General features: G+C 56.7%; 18 protein-coding genes and 1 pseudogene. 7 read left to right on the forward strand and 12 right to left on the reverse strand.

Going from position 1 to position 23,512, the window contains the following annotated elements; translation table 11 throughout:
* Positions 1 to 108 precede the first annotated feature (108 nt).
* Both G5154_RS05470 and G5154_RS05475 read right to left on the reverse strand, forming a co-directional pair.
* The gene (locus G5154_RS05470) at positions 109 to 360 is read right to left on the reverse strand and encodes a hypothetical protein (protein ID WP_227342210.1); all 252 of its coding nucleotides are present in this window, start codon (positions 358 to 360) and stop codon (positions 109 to 111) included.
* A 264-nt stretch (positions 361 to 624) separates the two neighbouring features.
* Positions 625 to 1,575 (reverse strand): transposase, encoded by a 951-nt coding sequence (locus G5154_RS05475; RefSeq protein WP_227342209.1) that lies wholly within the window; start codon positions 1,573 to 1,575, stop codon positions 625 to 627.
* A gap of 236 nt (positions 1,576 to 1,811) precedes the next feature.
* Here G5154_RS05475 and G5154_RS05480 point away from each other — a divergent pair, with 236 nt between their 5' ends.
* Together G5154_RS05480 and G5154_RS05485 are read left to right on the forward strand one after the other, a co-directional pair.
* Positions 1,812 to 3,311, forward strand: coding sequence for a histidine-type phosphatase (locus tag G5154_RS05480; RefSeq protein ID WP_216978298.1), 1,500 nt, complete (start codon positions 1,812 to 1,814; stop codon positions 3,309 to 3,311).
* A gap of 481 nt (positions 3,312 to 3,792) precedes the next feature.
* Positions 3,793 to 5,076, forward strand: a complete 1,284-nt coding sequence (locus G5154_RS05485; protein ID WP_421263895.1) for a hypothetical protein — start codon at positions 3,793 to 3,795, stop codon at positions 5,074 to 5,076.
* Positions 5,077 to 5,136: 60 nt separating this feature from the next.
* Here G5154_RS05485 and G5154_RS05490 read toward each other — a convergent pair whose 3' ends face one another.
* The 4 genes from G5154_RS05490 to G5154_RS05505 all read right to left on the reverse strand — a co-directional run bounded on the left by G5154_RS05490 (position 5,137) and on the right by G5154_RS05505 (position 11,191).
* On the reverse strand, positions 5,137 to 7,515 hold the full coding sequence (locus G5154_RS05490) for a YgiQ family radical SAM protein (protein WP_216978296.1): 2,379 nt from the start codon (positions 7,513 to 7,515) through the stop codon (positions 5,137 to 5,139).
* Positions 7,516 to 7,739: 224 nt separating this feature from the next.
* Positions 7,740 to 8,516: a beta cell expansion factor BefA gene (gene befA / locus G5154_RS05495; protein ID WP_005347598.1), complete on the reverse strand. Its 777-nt coding sequence runs from the start codon at positions 8,514 to 8,516 to the stop codon at positions 7,740 to 7,742.
* A 203-nt stretch (positions 8,517 to 8,719) separates the two neighbouring features.
* Positions 8,720 to 10,159: a pyruvate kinase gene (gene pyk, locus G5154_RS05500; RefSeq protein WP_005347617.1), complete on the reverse strand. Its 1,440-nt coding sequence runs from the start codon at positions 10,157 to 10,159 to the stop codon at positions 8,720 to 8,722.
* Between the two features lie 174 nt (positions 10,160 to 10,333).
* Positions 10,334 to 11,191: a MurR/RpiR family transcriptional regulator gene (locus tag G5154_RS05505; RefSeq protein ID WP_005347620.1), complete on the reverse strand. Its 858-nt coding sequence runs from the start codon at positions 11,189 to 11,191 to the stop codon at positions 10,334 to 10,336.
* Positions 11,192 to 11,535: 344 nt separating this feature from the next.
* On the opposite strand from G5154_RS05505, the pseudogene glk reads away from it, so the two are divergent.
* Positions 11,536 to 12,507 (forward strand): annotated as a pseudogene (gene glk / locus G5154_RS05510) (glucokinase); the annotation flags it as partial.
* A gap of 205 nt (positions 12,508 to 12,712) precedes the next feature.
* On the opposite strand, the gene G5154_RS05515 reads toward glk, so the two are convergent.
* The gene (locus G5154_RS05515; protein ID WP_005347626.1) at positions 12,713 to 13,213 is read right to left on the reverse strand and encodes an SRPBCC family protein; all 501 of its coding nucleotides are present in this window, start codon (positions 13,211 to 13,213) and stop codon (positions 12,713 to 12,715) included.
* Positions 13,214 to 13,368: 155 nt separating this feature from the next.
* On the opposite strand from G5154_RS05515, the gene G5154_RS05520 reads away from it, so the two are divergent.
* Positions 13,369 to 13,791, forward strand: a complete 423-nt coding sequence (locus G5154_RS05520; RefSeq protein ID WP_005347629.1) for a GNAT family N-acetyltransferase — start codon at positions 13,369 to 13,371, stop codon at positions 13,789 to 13,791.
* A gap of 155 nt (positions 13,792 to 13,946) precedes the next feature.
* On the opposite strand, the gene G5154_RS05525 is transcribed toward G5154_RS05520, so the two are convergent.
* From G5154_RS05525 to G5154_RS05535, 3 genes are all read right to left on the reverse strand, one after another.
* Positions 13,947 to 15,473, reverse strand: coding sequence for a methyl-accepting chemotaxis protein (locus G5154_RS05525; protein ID WP_421250479.1), 1,527 nt, complete (start codon positions 15,471 to 15,473; stop codon positions 13,947 to 13,949).
* Positions 15,474 to 15,537: 64 nt separating this feature from the next.
* On the reverse strand, positions 15,538 to 16,269 hold the full coding sequence (locus G5154_RS05530; protein WP_337072375.1) for a substrate-binding periplasmic protein: 732 nt from the start codon (positions 16,267 to 16,269) through the stop codon (positions 15,538 to 15,540).
* Positions 16,270 to 16,820: 551 nt separating this feature from the next.
* On the reverse strand, positions 16,821 to 18,059 hold the full coding sequence (locus tag G5154_RS05535; protein ID WP_421212006.1) for a uracil-xanthine permease family protein: 1,239 nt from the start codon (positions 18,057 to 18,059) through the stop codon (positions 16,821 to 16,823).
* A 306-nt stretch (positions 18,060 to 18,365) separates the two neighbouring features.
* Between G5154_RS05535 and G5154_RS05540 the strand changes: the two genes are divergently transcribed.
* Together G5154_RS05540 and G5154_RS05545 are read left to right on the forward strand one after the other, a co-directional pair.
* The gene (locus tag G5154_RS05540) at positions 18,366 to 19,751 is read left to right on the forward strand and encodes a hypothetical protein (RefSeq protein ID WP_421250480.1); all 1,386 of its coding nucleotides are present in this window, start codon (positions 18,366 to 18,368) and stop codon (positions 19,749 to 19,751) included.
* Entirely contained in the window at positions 19,748 to 20,089 is a 342-nt protein-coding gene (locus G5154_RS05545) for an RT0821/Lpp0805 family surface protein (RefSeq protein ID WP_421250481.1), read from the forward strand. The genes G5154_RS05540 and G5154_RS05545 overlap by 4 nt, the downstream gene beginning before the upstream one ends.
* An 87-nt stretch (positions 20,090 to 20,176) precedes the next feature.
* Here the strand turns inward: G5154_RS05545 and G5154_RS05550 are convergent, their stop codons facing one another.
* On the reverse strand, positions 20,177 to 21,892 hold the full coding sequence (locus tag G5154_RS05550) for an NAD-dependent malic enzyme (protein ID WP_058055721.1): 1,716 nt from the start codon (positions 21,890 to 21,892) through the stop codon (positions 20,177 to 20,179).
* A gap of 275 nt (positions 21,893 to 22,167) precedes the next feature.
* Between G5154_RS05550 and G5154_RS05555 the strand changes: the two genes are divergently transcribed.
* Entirely contained in the window at positions 22,168 to 22,932 is a 765-nt protein-coding gene (locus G5154_RS05555; RefSeq protein WP_270818027.1) for a substrate-binding periplasmic protein, read from the forward strand.
* A gap of 87 nt (positions 22,933 to 23,019) precedes the next feature.
* Here G5154_RS05555 and G5154_RS05560 read toward each other — a convergent pair whose 3' ends face one another.
* On the reverse strand, positions 23,020 to 23,430 hold the full coding sequence (locus G5154_RS05560) for a DNA breaking-rejoining protein (protein ID WP_421250482.1): 411 nt from the start codon (positions 23,428 to 23,430) through the stop codon (positions 23,020 to 23,022).
* Positions 23,431 to 23,512 lie beyond the last annotated feature (82 nt).

Here is a 23,512-nt window from a genome sequence, read left to right on the forward strand (position 1 = left end):
TAACGGGACAAGCGGATAACTGCCCGCACCATCGCAGGATTTGTCCCGCAGATCCAGCCTGCCGTTAGCAAACTGGCTGGCGTGCGCAGCTCTGTGCAAACGGCGACGTTATTTAGGCATGGCAAGATCGCAGACCGACTTGATCACCTCGGCCAGCCACTCGATGGCGAGATTGCCCTGACTTTTGCGGTGTCTGCCAACCACCACCTCGAACTGCTGCGGCGCCCCGGCCAGCTCCAGCATGCGAAAATCGCCGAGGGTGGCGATGGCCGACGGAATGCAGGCCGCCACGTCATTGACCGACATAAAGGCTTGCAGCGAGGTGTAACAGGGGAGCGTCGCCGAATCAAATTGGGACACCCACCTTTTTGAGCAAGCCACTATCAGGCTACTTGCAGGCCCAATAAGGGGAACAAATTGGGACACCCACCTTTTGCCCACCTTTTGGAGCAAGCCACTATTAGGCTACTTGCAGGCCCAATAAGGGGTGTGTATCCGAGCTGATGCCTGCAAAAGTAGGCTGGTGGGAGAGATTGTCAGGTTTAGAAAGCAACAGCCCCTGCACAGCCATTTATTGGACTATGTGCAATACCCGGAGCTATCAGCAGGGTGGATGCAAAGCTATCACAGCCTTGGTTGATGGCATCGTCGCTGGCCACAGTGGCGGGCAAACTGCTGACATTGATATCTGTCTCCCACCACTCTGATCCCTTGTCGCCTGAACAGCGTCACCTGCTTCAACCAGCGAACAGCATCGAGTCCCAATCGTTCCAGAATGGGTCCAAATTGGGCCGGAATATGACCCCGCTTGTCGGGCCGAATAGCACGACCAGTCCAATCAACCAGCATCAGGTAGTCGCTGAAGGTATAAGGCAGCTCTTCAGGCTTACCCTGGCGGGCAAACGGCAGCAAAAGTGGTGGCAAAACCTCAGTAGTAGCAGGCGCGTCAAGGCGCTGTTTGATACTGGTGTATTCACTCTGCTCTGGCCGATCGGTCAACGCAGCTCGTATCGGATTGAGGTCAACATACGCCATACAGGCCAACAAGGCGGATTCGGTGAGCAAAGCCTGACTCTTGAAGCGCCCCTCCCAGAAATGGCCCTTGCAACCATCTTCCTGATTGGCCTGACGGGCCAGATTTTCATTGAGTAGCCGAATAAACCAACTTATGGAGTGAAGCCGCTCCCGCCATTGGGCCAGCAATTGCTGCACGACAGCCAGTTCAGGCTCGATCAACGTCTCCCCCTGATACCAGCGCCTGACCAAATGCGGCCACTGGAATAGCCCCGCCCAGCGCTCAGCCACCTCCCGCTCACTCCAGTTGGCTGCGGTATCGGGCTCCACCTTGAGCACCAGATGATAATGATTGCTCATCACCGCATAAGCACAAATGCCAATTGCAAACAGCCGCGATAGTTGCCCCAACTTGTCGACCACCCACTGACGCCGATGCTCATAACTCTGGCCAGAATGGGCATCGTCACCACACAGAAAGGCTCGCCGCACACAGCGGCTGACCACATGGTAGTAAGGCGTATCCTGCAAGCTGATTTGACGTGAACGGGCAATGGTCATGGCACATCCCTCAACGGTGACCTCTTAAGTCAAGAACAGCCCTACGCCACTGTCAAAAAGGTGGGTGTCCCGAAAAAAGGGATTCTATTGCCCTCCCTATAGCCATCCTCTCTCCCCTCCCCCTTGCTTACTGCTTTATCAGAAGTCATCAGCCTGTCATCTGGCTGACATCCCGCGGTCATTTTCAAGCCATAGAGTTTTTCACTTATTTTTCATATGGATAGATAAGGAACATCATGACTTTCCCGCGCTCTTCTTATGTGGCTTTGGCCGTCTCGCTGGTCTTGCTTGGCGGTTGCCAGTCAGAGAACGAATCGTCTACCGACAGCCAGGGCAAAACCGCCTATCAATACAGCACCAAAGCGGTCTACAGCCCGCAGCAGCAGGCGGAGAGCTACGAGCCAGCGCCTCAGGGGTTCAGCCCGGTCTTTACCGAGATGGTGGCGCGCCACGGCTCGCGCTCCCTCTCCAGCCCGAAATATGACGTGCTGACCAAGCTGGTCTGGGAAGAGGCGCAGCGTCAGGGGGCGCTCACCACTCTCGGGCAGGGGCTGGGAGGCAAGGTCGATCTGGTGACGACCGCCAACCAGAAACTGGGCTACGGCCTGCTCTCGGCGCTGGGCAAGGAGGAGCACGCCAATCTCGCCACCCGGCTGGCGGCGCGGCTGCCGACCCTGCTCAACAGCAGCGAGCCCCACTGCATCAAGGTGGTTACCTCGGGCAAAGACAGGGCCAACGAAAGCGCCTTCTACTTTATGGAGAGCCTCAAGCGCGACGTGAACTATGTCAGCGACTCGGCGCAGTGCTACCTCACGCAGGATGACCCCTCGAAGATCGACAAAAAGCTGGTCAACAAGTTCGAGCTCTACTTCCACAAGACCACCCCCGAGGGGGATTACGCCCGCTACCTGCCCGCCTATGAGAGCTACCAGCGCTTTATCGGTGACGAAGATGCCGGAATCGCCCCGGCCCCCGAACTGGCCAGAGCGCTGGATCAGCTTAAAAACCTGAGCAAGACCAAAGAGATGGCCCGCAGCATGCTGGAGCGTATCTACAGCAAGGGCTTTGTCGACTATCTGGCGGGCGGCGTCGAGTTTGTCGCCGTCAACCCGGAAGATGGCGGTATGACCTATGTGCGCGACGAAGTGGATGCCGCCCTGATGCTCTACAACCTCTTTATCATCGGCCCCGGCATGATCCGCGAAGCGCAGGCACAGGGCAGCGAACCCTGGGCGCTGGAGCAGTTCCTGACCCCACAAGAGTCTGCCTGGTTCTCCTACCTCTCCGATGCGGAAGATTTCTACGAGAAGGGGCCGAGCTTTGCCAACCAGAGCGCCCCCTACGCCATTGCCCAGCCGCTGCTCGACGGCCTGTTTGGCGAGGTACAGCATCAGGTGGTGGAGGGCGAGCAGAGCCGACGGGCCACCCTGCGCTTTGCCCACGCCGAAGCCATTATCCCCCTCGCCGCCCTGATGAAGCTGGAAGGGAGCCGTCAGGGGGCCAGCCCGGATCAGCTGTTCAGCCAGCAGAACAACGAGTGGCGTGGCGGCTGGGTCTCCCCCTATACCGCCAATATTCAATGGGATATCTATCAGAACGGGCAGCGGCAGGTGCTGGTCAAGATGCTCTATAACGAAAAGGAGATCGCCTTTAAAGCGGGCTGCCAGCCCTACCAGAGCGGCAGCCACTACTACGACTTCGAAGAGCTCAAGCGCTGCTACGGCTATAACGGCTAACCCCTAGCGCGCCGGATATGGCTATCGAAAGGGGCGACCAGCAGGTCGCCCCAATTCACTCCCCTTCCCTGCTTGCCAAAGCGGGATATGGCTACAAAGCCGCCTTCCGGTTCCATTTGCTGATCCAGTTCAAAAAACGATTAATTTCTGATAGTTGAGTCACTTTAAGGCTCGCCTCGGCAGTTTCGTTTGGCTTACCATAGCCATCCAGAACCTGTTGAGTTGCGATGGGTTGCTGCCAGCGCAGGTCCAGGGAGCATATTGGAAGCTGTAATCCACGGGCGGTAGCGTGGGATTGGGTAAAGATACGCCTCATACAGAAAGGTGGGTGTCCTAGATTTCCATTAAAAAATTATCGTGCTATACGTTGGGCATCACTTCATTTGGTACCATCTACTATTTTTAGCCAAATATATTAGCTCCCATGTAATAAACCATTTTTTAATATCTAATGAAAAATACATCATGGCACTACTAAAAAATGAAAAAACCAAAGCTAAGTCAAATAGAGAATGCTTTTTTACCTGCAAAGGAAATAACTGATTCAGAACGATTTGCTGGCCGAAAAGTAGCAGTGGTAAATTCTTTTTATGCTCTCATTGCTGAGGGTTCAAATATAGCCATTGTAGGTAATAGAGGTATTGGTAAAACCTCCTTGGCTAGACAGATAACAAATATTGGTGCCGGTGATAGCTCTATACTAGAAAAGCTAGACATTCCGAATGATGAACAATTTGACTTTTTAACTGTATACATGGCATGTGGAAAACAAGTACGTTCAACGGATGAACTTCTTGAAAGACTCTTAACGTCTACCAACTGCTTAGCTAAGTGGATATATGAGATTCCAAATGCAAAGAAGGTAATGGTTAATTATAATCCAAAGTTCAGTGCAAAAGTATTAGGTGTAGGCGTTGAGTTGGCGGGAAGTAAGACATCAGAGGTCACAACATCTCCAGTTATGTCGGAACATCAAGTTGATATTGTATTCACTAATGTCGTTGATGCTATTATTAAAGCAGATGTTGCTAAAAATGGAATTCTATTAGTTATAGATGAGTTTGATCAAATAGCGGATCCTTCAGGATTTGCTTCTTTTCTAAAAGCACTTGCAACCAATGTACCTAAGGTTAAATTTTGCGTTGTAGGCGTAGCAAAAGATATCCAGATGCTTATGAAGGAGCATGAGTCAACTGATCGATTGTTCGCAGGCAGCATAATATCTATGGACCCCATGAATTCAAATGAGCTAGAGAACATTATTGATAACGCAGAAAAATATATTGATAGATACATAACTTTTGATAATAACGCTAGGGATAGAATTGTACAACTAGCAAACGGCCATCCTTATATGGTCCATTTAATCGGAAAATTTTCACTTAGGGCTGCATTCGAAGAAAATGTGTACATCATTACGGATAGTCATATTAATAAAACTCTATCTAGCATTGCAGAACAAAAAGCAGATCCTGTCTTAGAAGGCAAATATCGAAAAGCGGTCGCGTCATCATCTCAACGAGAGACTGTACTTAGGGCTATGGCAGCTGCACAGGATAAACATAATGAAATATGGACTTCTAATGCATACAAAATTGCTTTAGATGCTGGAGTCGATAATTCAAGTCAGTATGTTGGCCAGCTTGTAGCTGAAGAATATGGTGCAGAACTTGAGAAGCTAAGAGAACGTTACTATCGATTTAAAGACTCTTTGTTTCATTCATATGTTTTAGCTCGACCTAGAATGTACTCTGAACAAGACTAAAAATAAATAGGCGACCATCCGGTCGCCTTTTTATTTCTATCGCTTTCCAATCAGGAAATATTACCGTGCCGGTCGCTTGCCACCATTGCCTTTAGCCGCAGGCTTGCCGCCTTGAGCTACGGGTTTTGCCCCCGGCTTGGCAGAGCCAGCGCGGGTTGGCGCCTTGCCCTTATGGGCAGGTTTTCCGGCAGGTTTGCTCTTACCCGCATTCTGGCCAGCACTCTTGCCTTCACCCTGTGCGGCCGGTTTGCCGTTAGCAGCCCCTTTCTGCAGCTGGGAACCCACCGGCTTGCCGCCCGTCGGCTTGTTGCCAGCGCCATTGCCGCGCTGTTGTTGGCCTCTTTGTTGAGACATTGGGCTATGGCGAGTCAGGGCCGGTTTTAGCCCCTTGCCGCTGGCGGCGCGCTCGTTGCGCCCTTCCGCAGGCACCAGACAGCCGGGGCCATTGCCAATCAGGTGGCCCTTGCCCATGGCGAGCAGGGCTTCGCGGATCATCGGCCAGCCAGCAGGATCGTGGTAGCGCAGCAGCGCCTTGTGCAAGCGGCGACGGCGCTCGCCCTTGGCAACAAACACATCGCCACCGGTGCGGCTCACCTTGTTTAACGGGTTTTTCTCCGTGTAATACATGGTGGTGGCGTTGGCGAGCGGCGACGGGTAGAAGTTCTGCACCTGATCGAGCTTGAAGCGGTTCTCTTTGACCCAGAGCGCCAGATTGACCATGTCTTCGTCTGTGGTGCCCGGGTGGGCGGAGATAAAGTAGGGGATCAGGTACTGCTGCTTGCCCGCCTCTTTGGAGTATTTGTCGAACAACTCCTTGAACTGGTAGTAGCTGCCCATGCCCGGCTTCATCATCTTGGAGAGGGGCCCCTCCTCGGTGTGTTCCGGCGCGATCTTGAGGTAGCCGCCGACGTGGTACTTGGCCAGCTCCTTGATATAGCGGGGATCTTCCACCGCGATGTCGTAACGCACGCCGGAGGCGATGAGGATCTTCTTGATCCCCTTGAGGTCGCGCGCCTTGCGATAGAGGTTGATGGTCGGGCTGTGGTCGGTGTCCATGTGCGGACAGATGGTGGGCCAGACACAGGAGGCGCGACGGCAGGTCTGCTCGGCTTTGGGGCTCTTGCAGCGCAGCTTGTACATGTTGGCGGTGGGGCCGCCGAGATCCGAGATGACGCCGGTAAAGCCCGGCACCTTGTCGCGGATATCTTCGATTTCTTTCAAGATCGACTCTTCCGAGCGGCTCTGGATGATGCGCCCTTCGTGCTCGGTGATGGAGCAGAAGGAGCAGCCGCCAAAGCAGCCGCGCATGATGTTGACCGAGGTCTTGATCATCTCGAAGGCCGGGATCTTCTCGTTGCCATAGGCGGGGTGCGGCACCCGCTGGTAGGGCAGGCCGAATACGCCGTCCATCTCCTCGGTTTCCAGCGGGAAAGCGGGCGGGTTGACCCAGACGATGCGATCGCCGTGAGCCTGTGACAGGGCACGGGCACAGCCGGGGTTGGTCTCGTGGTGCAGAATGCGCGAGGCGTGGGCGTAGAGCACCTTGTCCTCTTTCACCCGCTCGAACGCCGGCAGCTTCACATAGGTTTTTTCCCACGGCTTGGGCTTGGCCGGCTGCACCAGCACAGGCTGGGCTTCCTGCGCGGCAGGTGCCGCGTCGGTGGCGTCATCCGAGCATGGGGCCCCTTCCATATAGGGGTTCATGATGGGATCGATGCGGCCAATCTGGTCGAGCTTGCTCGAATCCACCCCTTTCCAGCCCGGCAGCGGCTCCTTGCGGATAACGGCGGTGCCGCGAATATCCTGCATGGTGTCGATGCTCTCCCCCGCTGCGATGCGGTGAGCCACCTCCACCAGCGGCCGCTCGGCGTTGCCGTAGATGAGGATATCGGCCTTGGCATCAAGCAGGATGGAGCGGCGGATGGTCTCGGACCAGTAGTCGTAGTGGGCGATACGGCGTAAGGAAGCCTCGATGCCGCCGATAACGACCGGCACCTCCTTGAAGGCCTCCTTGCAGCGCTGGGTATAGACCAGGGTGGCGCGATCCGGCCGCTTGCCGCCCACATCCCCCGGGGTGTAGGCGTCGTCGTGGCGCAGCTTTTTATCGGAGGTGTAGCGGTTGATCATGGAGTCCATGTTGCCCGCGGTGACCCCGAAGAAGAGGTTCGGTTTGCCCAGACGCATAAAGTCATCCTTCGATGACCAGTCCGGCTGGGCGATGATGCCGACCCGAAAGCCCTGCGCCTCCAGCATGCGGCCGATGACCGCCATGCCGAAACTCGGGTGATCCACGTAGGCATCCCCCGTCACCAGAATGACGTCGCAGCTGTCCCAACCGAGCTTGTCCATCTCTTTGCGGGACATGGGCAGGAAGGGCGCCGTGCCGTAGCACTCGGCCCAATAGCGGGGATAGGAGAAAAGGTTGGGTACCGGCTGCATTTTGAACACCTGGAAAAATTCGGGTCGCGCATTATACCGATTGCGGCCAAGGGGAGCGATGGCTTTTTGTCCCCAGCATTCGCGCGGGAAAAGGCGCTTTGCCATCCAACATCCGCATCACGCCACCACAAACAAGCACGCCCGCAGGATGAGTGCGGGCGATCTTTGACTGCAACTGCCGCACGGTGAGCCGGGCCAATGCGGGGGGCTCACCGCCTGAATGGTTACTGACTCAGATCCTTGTCGATCCAGTATTTGGAGCCGGAGATGTTGGCATCGAACAGCAATCCCTTCTCGCCGATTTGGTAGATGGCCATGCCACCGTTGTATTTGGCGGTCAGCTCGGCGCTCTCCTTGCCAGCTACCACACCCACTTCTGAGGTGGCCTCCCACCCCTGGGTCACGAAGGCATCGAATCTGGCCTTGTCTTCAAACAGGATCACCTGCTGATAGAACTTGCCACCGATACCGGCCGCCAGCCCCGCGCCAAACATCTTCATATAGGTGTGTTTGCCACTCTTGCGATTGATGGCCACCCCGGCGCCCTGATTGGTATGCAGCATCAGGGAGAACTTGCGCGAATCGAATACTGCGTAGCCATACGCCTTGTCAAACAGCAACTTGGCTGAAGGCTGTTCATTGAACAGGCGCACCAGTGCCGTGTCGGCCATGGTGTTGAGCGCCACCCGCGCCTCTTGCGGGGTTTTGGGCTCCAACATCTCGTCGAGCTTCTTGTCGGCTACCTTCAGCCACTCCTTGCCGGTGGCGATGCTCTTGTCGGTCCAGACCCCGGCGGTGTTGAACGCCTCTTCACCCCAGGCAGAGATGGAGGCCCAGCTCTTTTTGGAGAAGTCGCTGACGTCCTGCCATACCTCCTTGCCAGTCTCACTCACGGCGGTGCCGAGATCGGCGGCGGCAGCCTTCAGTTTCTCCCAGTCGGCATGGCTGGGTGACACCACCAACGTCAGTGACAGGGCCAGCAACCAGTTACGCTTGTTCATTTTTTCACTCCCGTATTGTCGAGTGTCTGGGTTATCCTGCGATCCCCTACAACAGGCTACCCGGTGAAAACCACTCCCGCATTATCGGAAGGGGAATCCGGTTAAGCAATCATTGAGTCCTGTTTATCCCGCCACAGCCCGAAATAAAAAGGCTGCTCATCAGAGAGGAGCAGCCTTGTTGAACACTGTAAAACCGGACGGGCTTATTCGACCATCATCACCTTGCAGGTGTTGGTACTGCCGACGGTTTCCATCTTGTCACCGTGGGTCAGCAGTACCATGTCACCGCTTTGCAGCAGCCCCTTCTCCTTGAGCACGGCCAGCGCGTCGCGACACACTTCGTAGACCGGCTTGGTCTCGTCACCGTCAAACATCACCGGGGTCACGCCACGGTAGAGGTTGGTCCAGGCCAGGGTCTTGTTGTGGGGAGACATGGCGAAGATCGGCAGACCGGAGCTGATACGGGACATCAGCAGCGGAGTGGTGCCCGATTCGGTCAGCGCCACGATCGCCTTGACCCCTTCCAGGTGGTTGGCTGCGTACATGGTGGACATGGCAACCGCCTCTTCCACCGAGGTGAAGGTGTAGCTCATGCGGTGATTGGAGACGTTCAGGCTCGGGTGCTTCTCGGCACCGACACAGACGCTCGCCATGGAGGTCACAGTCTCGATGGGGAACTGACCGGCGGCGGTTTCGGCAGAGAGCATCACCGCATCGGTACCATCCAGCACGGCGTTGGCGACGTCCATGACCTCTGCACGAGTCGGCAGCGGCGCGTTGATCATCGATTCCATCATCTGGGTAGCGGTGATGACGACGCGGTTGAGACGACGGGAGTGACGGATCAGCTTCTTCTGCACGCCAACCAGCTCGGGGTCACCGATCTCGACGCCCAGATCGCCACGGGCGACCATCACGGCATCAGAGCCGAGGATGATATCTTCCATCGCTTCGTCAGTGGCGACAGTCTCGGCGCGCTCAACCTTGGCCACGATCTTGGCATTGGAGCCAGCTTCGCGAGCCAGTTCGCGGGCGTAACGCAGGTCATCACCGCAGCGCGGGAAGGAGACGGCCAGATAATCTACGTTCATCAGCGCGGCTGTCTTGATATCTTCCTTGTCTTTCTCGGTCAGGGCTGGCGCGGAGAGACCGCCCCCTTTCTTGTTGATGCCCTTGTTGTTGGAGAGCGGGCCCGCCACAGTCACAGTGGTGTGGATGCGGGTGCCTTCCACGCTCTCGACTTTCAGTTGTACACGGCCATCGTCCAGCAACAGGATGTCACCCGGCACCACATCGTTTGGCAGGCTCTTGTAGTCGATGCCGACCTGCTCCTGACAACCTTCACCCTTGCCCAGGGCTGCATCCAGCACGAACTTGTCACCAATGGCCAGATAGATCTTGCCGTCCTTGAAGGTGGATACACGGATTTTCGGGCCTTGCAGGTCACCCATGATGGCAACGTGGCGGCCGAGCTTGGCAGCAATGTCACGCACCTGATTGGCGCGCTGGATATGATCTTCAGGAGTGCCGTGAGAGAAGTTCATCCGCACCATGTCGGCGCCGGCGCGGATAATCCCTTCGAGGATCCCTTCGCGGTCGGTGGCCGGACCAAGTGTGGTTACAATCTTTGTACGTCTAGGCATGAAAGACTCCAATATGAAGTTGAGATAATTTGAGATTCTGCCCCATCAAGCCGATGGCTCGATGCACCCGCTTGCAAACCATCCGGGTGGTTTTTGTTATTAAGTTACAATACCACATCAAGACTACACCAAGGAGGGTGGCATAGACAGTCGGGGGCCAAAGCCCCCGACGATTCAGGAAGAGTGTGGTGTTTCAAAGCGGGATTCACGCAATCCTTCTTTTACCTTCTTCAGGTTTTCACGAAATTTCATCCCCCGGCGCAGGGTAAATCCTGTTGCCAGCACATCCACCAGCGCCAGTTGCGCGATGCGGGAAGCCATCGGCATGTAGACATCGGTATCCTCCGGCACATCCATGGAGAGCACCAGGTTGCACTCGCGCGCCAGTGGGGAATCCTTGGCGGTCATGCCGATGACGGTGGCGTCGTTCTCGCGCGCCAGCGCGGCGATCTCGACCAGCGCCTTGGTGCGGCCGGTATGGGAGATCAGCACCACCACGTCCCCTTCGCTGCTGTTGATGCAGCTCATGCGCATCATGACGATATCGTCAAAGCTCACCACCGGGATATTGAAGCGGAAGAACTTGTTCTGGGCATCGCGGGCAACGGCTGAGGAGGCGCCAAGACCAAAGAAGCTGATCTTCTTGGACTGGGTCAGGATATCGACACAGCGGTTGATGGCCGAGATATCCAGGCTGTTCTTGGCGGCATCCAGACAAGCCATGGTGGATTCGAAGATTTTGGCCGTGTAGGTATCGGGGCCGTCTTCTGCTTCCACATGACGATTGACGTAAGGAGTGCCATTGGCCAGGCTCTGGGCCAGATGGAGTTTGAAATCGGGGAAGCCTTTGGTATCGAGGCGACGGCAAAAACGGTTGACGGTCGGTTCACTGACGTCGGCCATTTTGGCCAGGGCGGCGATGCTGGAGTGGATGGCGGTCTGGGGAGACGCCAGGATCACCTCGGCAACCTTGCGTTCTGATTTACTGAAACTTTCCAGGTTGTTCGTAATTTTATCAAGGGTATTCATCATCACCACCAGACGTTTTTGTAATTTAGCTTCAGTGTCTTTGCACTAAATCTACGGCTAAGCAGGTTTCCAATCAAGCTGATGACTATACAAGACAAGCGGTTATCGCAACTAACGCCTGCCGTACAAAGTATGACTCATCTCTAATTATTTCGTACTTTTCGTTACAAAACGTCACCTCACTGTGAAACCGCTTACAAATGTTGCAAAGCAACAACACTGTGAGCAGGCGCACGTTTGTATCGATCCGGCGGGTGAGTGAGCCTGAGCTCGGATAGAATGGGCCGTCATAATCCAACAATAATGTCGGGACACCACAGTCGTCCCCATCCTGTAACGAAGGAGTTGTTATGCAGCATACCCATGCGCTGGTCGGCGATGTCGGCGGTACCAATGCGCGTCTGGCCCTGTGTGAGCTGGCCACCGGTACTATCTCTCAGGCAAAGACCTACTCAGGTCTGGCCCATCCCAGCCTTGAAGCCGTGGTTCGCCTCTATCTGGAGGAACACAAGGTCGAGGTGGCTGAAGCCTGCATCGCCATCGCCTGCCCCATCAATGGTGACTGGGTCGCCATGACCAACCACAGCTGGGAGTTCTCCATCAGCGAGATGCAGAGCAATCTCGGGCTGGCGCGCCTGCAAGTAATCAACGACTTTACCGCGGTCTCGATGGCGGTACCGGTATTGGCCGAATCGGATCGCATCCAGCTGGGCGGCGCCGCACCGGTAGCTGGCAAACCCATCGCCATCTATGGAGCGGGCACCGGCCTTGGGGTTGCGCATCTGGTCAAGGCGGGCGATCAGTGGTTGAGCCTGCCGGGCGAAGGGGGTCATGTGGATTTTGCCGCCAACACCGAAGAGGAAGATGCGGTGCTGCAGGTGATGCGTGGCGAACTGGGCCATGTCTCGGCCGAGCGTTTCTTATCCGGCCCAGGCCTGGTCAATCTCTATCGCGGGCTGGTGAAATCCGATGGGCGTGAGCCGGAGCCGTTCGCTCCCAAAGACATTACCGAACGTGCGCTGGCGGGCGAGTGTCTGGATTGCCGCCGCACCCTGAGCCTGTTCTGCGTGCTGATGGGCCGCTTTGCCGGCAACCTGGCGCTCAATATGGGTACCTTTGGCGGCGTCTATATCGCAGGGGGCATAGTGCCGCGCTTCCAGGAGTTCTTCACCAGTTCCGGTTTCCGGGTTGCCTTTGAAGACAAGGGCCGTTTCAAATCCTACCTCAAGGATATTCCGGTATTCCTGATCACCCATGAAGGGCCTGGCCTGCTCGGCGCTGGCGCTTACCTGCGCCAGTCGATGGGGATTACCATCTGATTGTAAGGTGGAGTGAAACTGAAACATCCGTGGTTCAGCATCGATTCAGTGTGGATGGCATATAGTAGCAGCACGTAACCAAGAGGGTCGCACTTCACAAGGAGTGGAAAGCGACTCTCATCCGCTGGATACGTTTGTCACCTGACAAGCCTGAACTGTTTCAACCGGCCTTCTGGCCGGTTTTTTTTATCTCTGAGATCGGACACTACTGGGCCAGCGCCTTCAACTGTGTCTTGTCGGGCGGGTTGTTCCAGTCGATGGGGCCATGGGTAAAGCGGTACTGCAACCGTGGCAAGCTGGTCTCCAGCCACTCTTCCCTAAAGTAGGCATACCCCTGATTCCAGTCAGGATCATTGGCCCAACCGGTTTGCAGGAAGTAGAGGCGAGTGCCCTGCCCTTCCGGCACAAAGCGCAGACAAACCTGAGTCTTCTGCTGACGAATATGGGGCAGACTGGGCGGAAAATTCCAGCTAAAGCTGAGCAGATCATAGGGCATGACGGCCATGACCCTGCACCCTTCACTCCCCCGTTCACCCAGTGGAGCATCAGGCCTGAAGTAGATTTCGAAGGGGCCATTCGGTTCGGCTACCATCAAACACTCGGGAGCCAGAAAACTGCGCAGACCACTCTCTGTCGTCCAGGCGTGCCACACGTCATCGATATGAGCCGGAACAAAAATGTTGCCTTCAATCTGTTTATTGTCCATAAATCAACAATCCTCACGCCATCCATACAGGGGACTTCGGCAGTATAGCCCCATGACAAATGTAATGGACAGCCCTTAATCACACCCTTGTCATTTGCCCCAGATAACCTTGCCAGCACGCAACAAGGAACAGTGACCGCCCTTGGGAGAACATGATGATCAGGCGCATGGAAGAACGTGATATCACCCCGCTGGCCAAGCTGTTTTTACAAGGCCGCAGACAAACCTTTCACTGGGTAGACCCCTCCCTGTTTCACCTGGATGACTTTATCGAGCAGACCCGGGGAGAAGAGATATGGGTGGCAGAGCGAGGGGGGACTGTCTGTGGATTTATCGCCGTATGGCAACCCGAGCACTTTGTGCATCATTTGTACGTTGCGAGCGACTGGCATGGTCAGGGGATTGGGCGAGCGCTGCTCGAACATGGTCTGGCTGATAGTCCCTGCAAGGCATCACTCAAGGTGGCAACCCGCAATACGGCGGCCGTGGCCTTCTATCATCGGCTTGGCTGGCAGCATGGCAACGAGACCGGGTATTGCGAGATCACAGGCCCCTGGTGCAAGCTGTGTCGTGAGTAGACAACCGCACTCCAGACTGTCATACATGGTCTCGGAAAGGGAAAATATCGATCCGGGATTGCATGGCAGAAAATGAGAACTCCACGACCACCCGTTGCGCGCGTGATCGCGACCACCGCTCGCACCGAGGATCCCCCGCAGGGCGTATGTGCTCTCTAGACCCGAAACAGCTTGAGCAGGGTATCGAGCTGACCGGAGAGCTGGCGCAAATCGCTGCTGGCTTCAGCCACTTGCACCACCCTGGCCGCGCTCTCGCTATTAAGGGTGGCAATCCGGTTCACGCTATGGCTCACCGCCTCAGCTACAGAATGTTGCTCTTCCGAGGCTTGGGCAATATACATGTTCATCTCGCGGATCAAACTGACCTGGTTTTTTATCTTCTCCACCGATATCTGTACATCAGCTGCTTCGGCTCCCGCACGAGAGGCCTGCTCCTGGCTCAGCAGCATCCCGGCACCAACATTCTGGGTCGCTTGTTGCAGCCGTTTGATGCTGGCACTGATCTCTTCGGTCGACTGACGGGTACGACCTGACAAGGTTCGCACTTCATCGGCCACCACCGCAAAACCGCGCCCCTGATCCCCAGCCCTCGCAGCCTCGATGGCGGCATTGAGCGCCAGCAGATTGGTCTGCTCGGCAATACCATTGATCACTTCGATAATATTGCCAATGCTGCTACTCTCGGTAGAAAGGGAACGCATCAGCCCCGCCACCCGTTCCACCTCTCCCACCAGCTGGCGAATCGCCTGATTGGCATGACCGGCCAGATTGTAGCCCTGCTCGACATAAAGGTTGGCCTCATCGGTCGCCGTAGCAGTCTTCACTGCATTACCTGCCACCTCCTGTACCGCCTGACTCATCTCGGTAATGGCAGTCGCGACCTGATCCAGCTCCTGTTGCTGGGCATCACTGGCGCCCCGAGTATCCGCCGCAAGGGTGTCACAACGTTCGGCGGTCTGCAGCACGCCGGCAGAGAGCTCGTTGATCTCCGCCACCATCTCCTGCAACTTGGCAATAAAGTGATTTATGTTGGTGGCCAGCGCGCCCATTTCATCCTGACGGAGGATCTTGAGACGCCGGGTCAAATCCCCCTCTCCTCTGGCCAAATCGAACACCGCCAGATTCATCTGATGAAGTGGTCTCAGCACATTGCGATGAATGAGTACCATCAACAACGCAATGATACAGATATCAAGTACCAGGATCTGCCAGACAGTTGTAATCAACTGCTGGCGCAAGTTGGCCTGAATGGCCGCATCACTGGTTTCGACCAGCAATCTGGCCACGGTATTTTTCTGGCCACTGTCGTCATAGACCAAGTCATATCCCCCATAGGCAGCGGTATCGGCAGGCATGGCTGTCACGGGGGCTATGCTCCCCGCCGTGTCACGGGCAAACCCGGCCACCAGCTTGTCCTTGTTGACCACCAGCAGCGCACTCAGGATATCGGCCGCCAGCTCGGACTTGAGCGATGCCTCGATAAAGGCCGATTCATAATTCCACAGCGGGCCGGGCAGGGAGAGCTGCAGCCGGCCGATGGCCTGTTCGACCAGCACACTCTGTTTGCTGTAGCTCTCCGCCTTGACGGCGTGGTAGTTATAACCGCCAAACAACACCAGTAGCAGACTCACCGACAGGGAGGTCAACACGGCAATCCTGAACGTCAGACTTTTCCAATCCATGGTTTCCTCCCGGTTTTACGGCAGCCGACGCAGTGCCATTGAGCGGCACTTGCTATTGGTACTGTTACTGGTACTTGGCATTGATCTTGTCAATGGTGCCATCCGCCTTCATGGCAGCGAGGATCTCGTTGAGCTTGGTGATGAGCTCATCGGGCGTGTCCTTGTTAAACGCCAAGCTCATCTGGGTTTCCTTGAACACGAAGACCGGCTTGGGTGAGGCCACCTTCTCCTTGCTGGCCAGATAGGGCGCCAGATACTGGCCGGTTGCCCAAAGATCGATGCGGCCCGCCTCCAGTTTCTTCACGTTGGCGGTATCGTTGGCCGCCAGCTGCAACTTGGCAAATCCCTGGGCCTTGAGATATTCGGCGGCCGCATCGCCGTTATAGCCACCCACCGAATACTGCTTGGCATCTTCCAGCGACTTGACCGTGATATTGGCCGTCGAGCTGGAGAAGAACACCCAGTTGTTATTGACCAGCGGCCCCACCCATTTGAACAGCGCCTCACGCTCCGGGGTACGAGTCGTGGAGTAGAGGGCGGTGTTGGGAGTGCTGAGGGTATCTTCATACGCCCGCTTCCAGGGCATCAGGGTCAGCTTGTATTCGATGCCGGCACGCTTGAGCAGCTCTTCGACCACCTCGGTCGATAGCCCGACAATCTTGCCCCCCTCCCCCTGCATGTTGAATGGCGGGTAATCCTCGGTCATCACGTTCAGTGGCGCAGCCTGAACAGCGCTTATCGCCATCATGGAAGAGACTGAAAAAATTGCACTTTTCCACAGCAGTTGATAGTTCATTGCAACCTCGCTTTGCTTGCCATTCATCCCTGAACATCCGCCGTTACCGATGGCGGTGCACGTCTGACCCGCTGGGGTCATGCCGGCTTTCACGGCTCGCCGCCCACCAACGTGCAGCAGCAAACAGATCCGGATTTTGCCTGTGCGCAACGAAACGCAACCAGCGAGGGAGGCTCACAACAAATCGAGGTGGAAACATGCCAGGGCAGCATGAGGGGAGTGCGGAGTGGGGCGGATAAGCCTCTGCCATACAACAGCGCCGTGGCAAAGAAAAAGCGCATCGTTTTATGACAGGGGTCTGGGAGAGAAATGATAGAAAACGCCAACATCCATTTTCCCATACTGCTCGAGGAGACCTCAGAGCCAAACCTGTCCTTTAGCTAAGGTCACGAAAAGAGATACGTCAAATGAGAATGCTAACCCCCTCATCTGCTTCCAAATTAGATTCCAGATGAGCTCCGTCGAGCCAAAAAGTGGCGCTAGATACCCGAAAATGAGAAGGCCACCGCGAGGTGGCCTTCTCCAAATCAACAATGAACGTCTGGGGGAACTCAGTCCTTGGCCGCGTCCATCACACCCTCTTCGGAGTGCGCAGGCAGGATCAGGTTGAGCAGGATGGCGGCAACAGAGGCCAGGCCAACACCGGCCAGCGCGAAGTCGCCAATCTTCATCTCCAGCGCACCGACACCGACGGTCAGAGTCACGGCGACAATGGCGATATTGCGTGACAGCCCCAGATCCACCTTGGATTCCACCAGCGTCTTGAGGCCGATGGCGGCGATGGATCCGAACAGCAGCAGCATGATACCGCCCATCACCGGCATCGGGATGGAGGTGAGCAGCGCATTGAACTTGCCAAAGAAGGCCAGAATGATGGCAAACACCGCAGCCCAAGTCATGGTGACCGGATTGAAGTTGCGAGTGATCATCACGGCACCGGTCACTTCGGCGTAGGTGGTCACGGGTGGGCCACCGATGAAACCGGCGAAGCAGACTCCGATACCGTCACCGGCCAGCGTACGATGCAAACCCGGATCCTTGGTGTAATCCTTGCCAGTCACGCCACCAATCGCCAACACGCCACCGATATGCTCGATACAGGGGGCGATGGCTACCGGCAACATGAACAACGCAGCAGCCCAGTTGATCTCCGGGGTTTCGAAGTGGGGCAGCGCCAGCCAGGGGGCGTTCACCATGCCATCGAAACTCACCTGGTCCATGAACACCGCCGAGACATAACCGGCAATCACACCGCACAGGATGGGGATCAGCTTGATCCACCCCTTGCAGAACACAGCTGCAATCAGGGTGACCGCCAGCGAGATACCGGCCAGCGTCAGCGCAATCCCCGCAGGAACCACCTGCTCACCACCGGCGCGGCCCATCGCCATGTTGCAGGCAACCTGCGCCACAGAAAGACCGATGACCATGATCACCGGGCCAATCACCACGGGCGGCAGCAATTTGTGCACAAAGCCCATCCCTTTTGCCCGGATCAGCGCAGCCAGAATGAAATACATGAAACCGGCGGCAAACAGGCCAAACATGGTGGATGGCAATCCCCAGGTCTGGGTGGCGTAGATGATAGGGGCGATGAAGGCAAAGCTGGAACCGAGGAAAATCGGGACCTGGCGGCGGGTGCAGAGCTGGAACAACAGGGTGCCCACACCGGCGCCAAGCAGGGCCATGGAGGGGTTCAGTCCGGTGAGCAGGGGCACCAGAACCATGGCACCGAAGGCGACAAACAGGATTTGCAGCCCGGCGACACTTTGCTTGACTAAGGAAAACATGGATGTCCTTAATTTTTTGATAACTGACGGGGATATTTATCACTTTTCAGTTATCACAAGACTTTTCCAAGGCACGAAATGAACACAAATACGTCACTTGTTGCCTTTTACTGCTTGGGAAGGGCATGAAACTGGCTTTTTAGGCGGGATTCGTTGCTACAAGCATCGAGTATGTGATTTTACGCATTATTGTGACGAACGCCAATCGTTTTTCCATCATGTTTATTGTGTTCATGGTCAAAAATGCCGCCGCCAGGGGCGCGCTCTATAATGGATCCTGTGAATCAAGATGGACAAGGAGTCCCCATGTCACAGCCCCCATTCAAGGCCAGCCAGCGCAGATTGCTTATTGGCTCGGCCATCGCACTCGCCCTGTTTGCGAACCCGTTCAGTTATGATTTCGCCCAAAATGAGTGGCAAATGAATCAGGCCTATGCCAAGTCCTGCTTTATCGCCGGCACTCGCATCACGATGGCCGATGGTTCCACCCGCCCCATAGAGACGCTCCGGGTCGGTGAACAGGTGCTGGATCAGCACGGCGGCAGTAACCGGATCCTGGCGGTCGAACGGGTCATACTGGGCAAGCGCAGACTCTACGGGATCAATGATCTGCCCCCGTTCTTTACCGCTGAGCACCCTCTGCTGACCACTCGGGGCTGGGCAGCTATCTCACCGGCCATGACCCGAACCGAAAACCCGCAACTGGCGGTAGTGCCGCTATTTACCGGCATGCAGATAATGTGTCGCTCGGCACCTGTCATGGTGACGGGCAATCTGGCCCTGCAACCCCAGCCGGAATTACTGCTGGTTGAGTCACTCTGCTGGATCGAGGCATCTCCCACTACCGCACTCTTCAATCTGCTGCTCGATGGCAGCCACAGCTACATCGCCAATGAGCTGATCGTTCACAACAAAGATGGCGATGGTGGCAGTGGGGGCAGCAGTGGTGGAGGCAGCAACAGCGGCGGAGGCAGCAACAGCGGCGGAGGCAGCAACAGCGGAGGAGGCAGCAACAGCGGAGGAGGCAGCAACAGCGGCGGAGGCAGCAACAGCGGCGGAGGCAGCAACAGCGGCGGTGGCAGCGACAGCGATGGGGGCAGCAACAGCGGCGGTGGCAGCGACAGCGGTGGGGGCAGCAACAGCGGCGGTGGCAGCGATGGGGGCAGCGATGACAGTGGCGGCCAAGGCGAGCATGCCGGCGGAGAGCAGCATGGTGGAGGTGAACGGCATGCTGGTGGAGAAAAACATGCAGGGGGAGAACGCCATGGGGGTGGCCGCGGATTTGGCAATGGCGTTGATGACAACGGTGTGGATGCCGTCGATGCCAACGAGAACAAGCTCAGAGGTGACGGCACCATCGATGACAACGGCGTGGATGCAGTCGATGCCAATGGCAACAAGCTCAGAGGTGACGGCACAGTCGATGACAACGGCGTGGATGCCGTCGATGCCAACGGCAACAAACTCAGGGGCGATGGTACGGTCGATGATAACGGTGTGGATGCCGTCGATGCCAACGGCAACAAGCTCAGGGGCGATGGTACGGTCGATGATAACGGTGTGGATGCCGTCGATGCCAATGGCAACAAACTCAGGGGCGATGGCTCGATCGATGATCGCCAGCAAGTGCTTACCGATGAGCAGGAGCGGGTGCTGCTCAACAACGGCTTTCGCCAACAGGGGCAACCATGATGCGATATCTGTTACCACTCCTCCTGCTCGGCCTCACTGGCTGCGCCACGATCGACACCCCGCCGCTTTACCATCAGATGGATAAGGCAGATGTTCAACTGGCCAATCAGGCCCTCGCCAAGGCGCTGGAAACCCGTACCAAAGGCCAAAGCCTCACCTGGTTCAATCCAGCTAACCGTCACTCGGGTAGCGTCACCCCGCTGCGCACCTTCCGCCATACCAGCGGGGAGTGGTGTCGCGACTATCGCGAGCAACTCTATATCGGCAAGGCGAGCCAGCAGTGGCAGGATACCGCCTGTCGCAATCAGCAAGGGCGCTGGCGGCCATTGCGAACTTAGTGAATGCCACGGGATAAACGAAAGGGGGTAGCAGCGCTACCCCCTTGTCATCTTTTCCGACCCGTTATCCGGGCGGTGAATACGCGGTTATACCCGACGATAGGGCAGGTAAACCGGCTCCCACATGTGGTTGAGGATATGCTGCTGCAGATCCTGACCGATCAGCGGGTGGGAGGGATCCCGGCGCACGATATCCTTGAGCACGGCGGTCGCCACATGCACCGAGATGCTGCGCAGCTCGCGAATGCGCGGATAAACAGCCCCTTTAGCCAGGTCCACCTCACTCACGCACTCGGCCAGCGCAAAGGCGGCGGTCGTGAAGACATCGGGTGTGATCTCGCGGATCTGGCTGACGATGGCCGCCAGACCTACACCGGGGAAGATAAAGACATTATTGCCCTGCCCGACCCTGAACTCCTGCCCCTCGTAGCTCACATCCTTGAAGGGACTACCGGTCGCCACGATCGCCTTGCCCTTGCTCCAGCGGTAGATATCCTCCGGCAGCGCTTCACAGTTGGCGGTCGGGTTGGAGAGCGGGAACACCATGGGGCGCTCGCAATGCTGCAGCATCAGCTGGATGTGTTCTTCCTGGAAGGCGCCGCCCGAGCCACTGGTACCCAGCAACACGGTAATGGGCACATGACGCAGCACATCGGCCAGATTGGCCTTGCCGGGCACCTCGGTATCCCAGCCCGCCAGCAGCAGCCCCGGCTTGGCATAGCGGCGCTTGTACTCGTCGAGCCCATCCCGGTTGTCGCACACCAGCCCCTGGGTATCCAGGATGTAGATGCGATCGCGGGCCGCCTGCGGATCCATCCCCTCGCGGATCATCCCCGCGCAGATCTGATCCGCGACACCAACCCCACCGGCGCCAGCGCCATAGACCAGATAGTTCTGCTGGCCCAGGGTCTCCCCCTTGACCTTGACCGCGCCTATGATACCGGCCAGCACCACGGCACCGGTGCCCTGAATATCATCGTTGAATGACGGCAGTGACTGCTGGTAGCGGGCCAGATTGTTGAAGGCATTGGATTTGCTGAAGTCTTCCCACTGGAGCACGGCATTGGGGAAGTGGCGCTTGACCCCCTGCACGAACTTGTCGATGAACTCCTCATACTCCTTGCCGCGAATACGCTTGTGGGGGCGGCCCAGATACATGGGATCATCGAGCAGTTTCTGGTTGTCGGTGCCCACATCCAGCGCGATAGGCATGCAGCAGGCGGGGTGAATACCGGCACCCAGGGTATAGAGCGCCAGCTTGCCGATGGGGATCCCCATGCCGCCAACACCCTGGTCGCCGATCCCCAGAATGCCCTGGCTGTCGGTGACGACTATGATGCGGATCGATTTGGCATCGAAGTGGCGGGCCTGACTGCCCATGTCATCCACGTTGTCCGGAGTGATGTAGAGGCCGCGCGGCTTCTGGAAGCGGTGGCTGAACTCCTGACACGCCTTGCCCACAGTCGGGGTATAGATGTAGGGAGTCATCTCCTCTACATGGCGTGACAACAGGGCATAGAAGAGAGTCTCGTTGCGATCCTGCAGGGCACGCAGGTTCTGGTACTTCTCGATATCGCTGCAAGCGCTCTTGAACCCCTCATACACTCGCTCGAGCTGGGCTTCAAAGGTTTGTACCTGAGGCGGCAGCAAACCATCGAGATCAAAATCGGCCCGCTCCTGTTCGGTGAAGGCCGTGCCCTTGTTGAGGTATCGATTGTTAAGCAGATCAGTGCCGGTCAGTGCAACGGGGCGAAAATCCTGTCCCTGTGCATCTTTCCACAGCAGATATTGTCCGGTAGCCATAGTCATTCTCTTTGATTTACGTGAAATTGCCGTTCGGCAGGAGAGCAAGACTCATAATGAAATCAATCATATGACGTTTACTCGATCGGTTTTGTGAGCTTGGGCATACCCTGCGGCCAAAATAGGCGCCTGGCGGCCCCAGCGAGACAAATATCCACGGCAAGGAATGAGACTCATGCTAGCATTGCGATCAATTCCGCAACGTTTCACCATGCCGCAGCCGGGAGTGACCTGATGCCCTCGACTTTTTCAGCCAGCTTTTGCCTCCTCTCGCCATGCGTCTGATACTGCTCCTTGCCCTGTCACAACTGCTTGCCTGCCAGTCGGCTCTCGCCGCACAGGGGAGAGAACTCAACATCATCGTGGGTGAATGGCCCCCTTTCGTCTCCGAGCAGTCAAAACAGCACGGGCCAGTGGCCCACCTCATCCGCGATCTGTTCAAGGAGGCGGGCTACGAGGTGAAGTTCCACTTCGCCCCCTGGGGTCGGGTCTATTCGCTGGCAGCCAACAGCCAGCTCTACGATGCCACCGCCGTCTGGATGCACAAGCCGGAACGTGAGCGGGATTTTCTGTTCAGCAAAGCGGTGCTGCAGGAGCAGTTTGTCTTCTTCTCCCTCAAAGCACGACATCTGCAAGCCGAGCGCCTCGAGCAGATCGTTGGCATGCGGTTGGGGGGCGATATCGCCTACAGCTACGGACCAGAGCTGGACAAGATGGTGGCCGACGGCAAAGTGAGCCAGCAGCGTGTCACCGACGTGAAGCAGAATTTCGGCAAGCTGCTGCGCGGGCGGATCGACCTCTATCCGCAAGAGCTGCGGGTCGGTCTGGCCGAGTTGCAGAGTCAGCTCGATCCCGCCAGCGCGGCACTCATCACCCACAGTCAGACCCCTTTTCTGCGCAACGACAGCTTCGTGATGTTCCCGCGCAAAATGCAGGATTCAGCCAAACTGCGTGATCAGTTCAATCAGCAGTTGCAGCAGGCCATCGCCAGCGGACGTTATCAAACCTATTTCGACCGGCTGGCCCGGGGTGAATATTGACCGTGGCGAGGCAAAAACAGAGAGGATAAAACAGAGGTGGCGGCCCTTTGTGGCCGCCACCTCTGTGATGCTTGTCAGCTGCTGGCATTAGCCGCTGATACCCACCTCCAGCTTGAACGGCGTCTTGGCCTTGCTGCTCTCGGCCGCCCCCATCTGGTAGACCCGAATGGTGTAGGTGCCCTTGGCAGGCAGGGTTGCCTCAAAGTTGTTCCCTTCCGTAGAGCCGATAAACATCGCCTCCCCCTTGCTGCCCGGCGGCAGAATATTGAAGTAGGGCTTGCCGGTCAGGATCACCACCATGCTCTGGCCCTTGTTGGCCGTCAGCTTGTAATCGAGGGTCTGGCTACCCTGAATGGTGCCGTTGATGGTTGCCCCTGACTCCCCCTTCTTGAACTGCACCTGCTGGGTCTTGATCCCGTCAGCCGCCTGCGCCACGCCCGCAATACCACCGAAGATCGCAGATGCACATACCGCGGCCAACCATGCTTTTCTCATCATTTGTCATCCCTTATGTGAATGGAACTCCCTGTTACTGTTGCTCAAGGTGACCCAAAAAACCATCGCCGTTTGCGGCATCGCT

The organism is Aeromonas sp. 600527, from assembly GCF_049175415.1.
Classification (GTDB): Bacteria; Pseudomonadota; Gammaproteobacteria; order Enterobacterales; family Aeromonadaceae; genus Aeromonas; species Aeromonas veronii_A.

Coding starts and splice junctions, on each gene's coding strand:
- G5154_RS05540 (WP_421250480.1), top strand. CDS start 18,366: ATGTCACAGCCCCCATTCAAGGCCAGCCAGCGCAGATTGCTTATTGGC.
- pyk (WP_005347617.1), bottom strand. CDS start 10,159: ATGCCTAGACGTACAAAGATTGTAACCACACTTGGTCCGGCCACCGAC.
- G5154_RS05535 (WP_421212006.1), bottom strand. CDS start 18,059: ATGTTTTCCTTAGTCAAGCAAAGTGTCGCCGGGCTGCAAATCCTGTTT.
- G5154_RS05530 (WP_337072375.1), bottom strand. CDS start 16,269: ATGAACTATCAACTGCTGTGGAAAAGTGCAATTTTTTCAGTCTCTTCC.
- G5154_RS05550 (WP_058055721.1), bottom strand. CDS start 21,892: ATGGCTACCGGACAATATCTGCTGTGGAAAGATGCACAGGGACAGGAT.
- G5154_RS05545 (WP_421250481.1), top strand. CDS start 19,748: ATGATGCGATATCTGTTACCACTCCTCCTGCTCGGCCTCACTGGCTGC.
- G5154_RS05520 (WP_005347629.1), top strand. CDS start 13,369: ATGATCAGGCGCATGGAAGAACGTGATATCACCCCGCTGGCCAAGCTG.
- G5154_RS05485 (WP_421263895.1), top strand. CDS start 3,793: ATGAAAAAACCAAAGCTAAGTCAAATAGAGAATGCTTTTTTACCTGCA.
- G5154_RS05490 (WP_216978296.1), bottom strand. CDS start 7,515: ATGCAGCCGGTACCCAACCTTTTCTCCTATCCCCGCTATTGGGCCGAG.
- G5154_RS05525 (WP_421250479.1), bottom strand. CDS start 15,473: ATGGATTGGAAAAGTCTGACGTTCAGGATTGCCGTGTTGACCTCCCTG.
- befA (WP_005347598.1), bottom strand. CDS start 8,516: ATGAACAAGCGTAACTGGTTGCTGGCCCTGTCACTGACGTTGGTGGTG.
- G5154_RS05475 (WP_227342209.1), bottom strand. CDS start 1,575: ATGACCATTGCCCGTTCACGTCAAATCAGCTTGCAGGATACGCCTTAC.
- G5154_RS05480 (WP_216978298.1), top strand. CDS start 1,812: ATGACTTTCCCGCGCTCTTCTTATGTGGCTTTGGCCGTCTCGCTGGTC.
- G5154_RS05515 (WP_005347626.1), bottom strand. CDS start 13,213: ATGGACAATAAACAGATTGAAGGCAACATTTTTGTTCCGGCTCATATC.
- G5154_RS05560 (WP_421250482.1), bottom strand. CDS start 23,430: ATGATGAGAAAAGCATGGTTGGCCGCGGTATGTGCATCTGCGATCTTC.
- G5154_RS05555 (WP_270818027.1), top strand. CDS start 22,168: ATGCGTCTGATACTGCTCCTTGCCCTGTCACAACTGCTTGCCTGCCAG.
- G5154_RS05505 (WP_005347620.1), bottom strand. CDS start 11,191: ATGATGAATACCCTTGATAAAATTACGAACAACCTGGAAAGTTTCAGT.